This window comes from Dermacoccus sp. UBA1591, assembly GCF_002322065.1.
GTDB classification, from domain to species: Bacteria; Actinomycetota; Actinomycetes; order Actinomycetales; family Dermatophilaceae; genus Dermacoccus; species Dermacoccus nishinomiyaensis.
This window is the reverse complement of record NZ_DCNR01000061.1, coordinates 1-1,904: the sequence shown is the minus strand read 5'-3', so window position 1 is coordinate 1,904 and position 1,904 is coordinate 1. Positions and strand designations below refer to the sequence as shown.

The following is a 1,904-nucleotide window of genomic DNA, read 5'->3' as shown; positions in this document are numbered from 1 at the left end:
CGCGTCAAAAAAATCGTGCGCTGGCGATCTGGCTCGGTGGGGCCTGAGCTTGCGAAGGTTTTAACGAGCGTTGAGGAAGCGCGTCAAAAGATCGTGCGCTGGCGATCTGACGCGTGCTGACGACCGATCGGGCGCCCAGCCCATCGCGTCACGCATGACGAGAGGCCACGAGTTGGTGCTCGTGGCCTCTCGCGCTTCCCGTCCCAGGTGCGACTGTATCGCATCTGACGAGGTATGCCTTAGTTGCGACTTCGTCGCAGGTAGATAGCGTGGGGTCATGGCTGACTACTCGCTCCCGGAACTTCCCTACGACTACGCAGCTCTCGAGCCCTACATCTCGGGCGAGATCATGGAGTTGCACCACGACAAGCACCACGCGACGTACGTCAAGGGCATCAACACGGCCGTCGACCAGCTGTCGGAGATGCGTGACAAGGAGGAGTTCACGTTCCTCGGCACGCTGGAGAAGAACCTGGCGTTCCACCTCGGTGGCCACGTCAATCACTCGGTGTTCTGGACGAACATGTCGCCTGACGGTGGTGACAAGCCCGTTGGTGATCTCGCGGCTCGTATCGACGCCGACTTCGGGTCGTTCGACAAGTTCCGCGCGCAGTTCGAGGCCAACGCCCTCGGTGTGCAGGGTTCCGGCTGGTCGGTGCTGACGTGGGACATGGTCGCGCAGAAGCTGTACATCGTTCAGCACTTCGACCACCAGGGCAACGTGCCGATCTGCATGGTTCCGCTGCTCATGCTCGACATGTGGGAGCACTCCTACTACCTGCAGTACAAGAACGACAAGGCGACGTTCGTCAAGCAGTGGTGGAACATCGTCAACTGGGCTGACGTGCAGGCGCGTTTCGAGAAGGCGTCGAAGCAGACGCCCGGTCTCATCGTCTGACCGCTGCATCAGTCATCGACGCAAGGGTTGAGGAGGTTCGCGCTCCAGGGGGGGCGCGAACCTCCTCAACCCTTGTCGGCGTCTGCGGCTGTCATTCCCGGCGGTGACGATCGTGGGCGTCATCGTGAGGTGGGGGAGGCCCCAGGGTGGGCCGGCGTCGATGGCGCCGGGCGCGGCGCGCGCGTCAGGCTGGATCCATGACTGTGGAGCGAGTGAGTGCAACGCAGGTGGCGGCTGACCTGGCCGTGGCCTCGTGCGGCGTCGTCGGCCGCGTTCAGTTGCGCGAGCGAGGCGTCGAGCGTCACTACGTGCGTACGCTCGTGCGCCGGGATGCTGCGGGCCCGCGAAAGGCGCGGTTCGGCCTGGCGACGGCGTGAGTGAGCATCGTGTTCGCCACGTGCCGCCGCTGCACGCCCCTCCCGTTCCGCGAGCGCGCGAGGACGTCGCAGCCATTCGTGCCGCCTCTTTCGCCGCCACGGATCACGCGGCCGGGGCGCTGCTCGCGATGACGGTGCAACAGCGCCTCACCACACCTGAGTGGCTCTCTACGGCGTCGCAGATGCACCCCACGCTGCGGCGACGACGTGCCATCGCCGGGTTCATCCGCGACATCGGCGGTGGGTCGCAATCCATCGACGAACTCGCCTTCGTCGCGCACCCGCGTCGACGCCGGTCTCCACTGCCGGATCGTCAGGTCGTGCGCCAGGGCCCCGACGGGGGCTGGTACCTCGATGCACGCTGGAACGCCGACGGCCGCGTCGCCGAGATCGACGGCGCACACCACCAGGGCGGCGCCAACCCGATCACCGACGCACTGCGGCAGAACGCCGTCGCCCTCCACGGCGATCGCGTCCTGCGCGTTCCCGACATCGGCCTGCGCAGCGACCCTGATGCGTTCCTCGACCAGATCGAAGCCGCACTCATCGACGCAGGGGTTGTGGAGGTTCGTGCTCCATGAAGCACGAACCTCCACAACCCCTGTGGTTGCTTGATCGTCGTCAGGCCT

3 protein-coding genes are annotated in these 1,904 nt (G+C 65.6%); all 3 read left to right on the top strand.

The genetic code is table 11. From position 1 onward, the window contains the following. Window positions 1–277 precede the first annotated feature (277 nt). The gene (locus tag B2284_RS06850) at window positions 278–898 is read left to right on the top strand and encodes a superoxide dismutase (protein WP_006943682.1); all 621 of its coding nucleotides are present in this window, start codon (window positions 278–280) and stop codon (window positions 896–898) included. A 197-nt stretch (window positions 899–1,095) separates the two neighbouring features. Beyond that, window positions 1,096–1,275, top strand: coding sequence for a hypothetical protein (locus tag B2284_RS06845; RefSeq protein WP_131941659.1), 180 nt, complete (start codon window positions 1,096–1,098; stop codon window positions 1,273–1,275). Further along, window positions 1,272–1,856, top strand: a complete 585-nt coding sequence (locus B2284_RS06840) for a hypothetical protein (protein WP_006943691.1) — start codon at window positions 1,272–1,274, stop codon at window positions 1,854–1,856. The genes B2284_RS06845 and B2284_RS06840 overlap by 4 nt, the downstream gene beginning before the upstream one ends. Window positions 1,857–1,904: the final 48 nt, after the last annotated feature.

Bases quoted from the DNA above. Each gene is read 5' to 3' on its own strand.
- B2284_RS06850 (WP_006943682.1), top strand. From the start codon at position 278: ATGGCTGACTACTCGCTCCCGGAACTTCCCTACGACTACGCAGCTCTC.
- B2284_RS06845 (WP_131941659.1), top strand. From the start codon at position 1,096: ATGACTGTGGAGCGAGTGAGTGCAACGCAGGTGGCGGCTGACCTGGCC.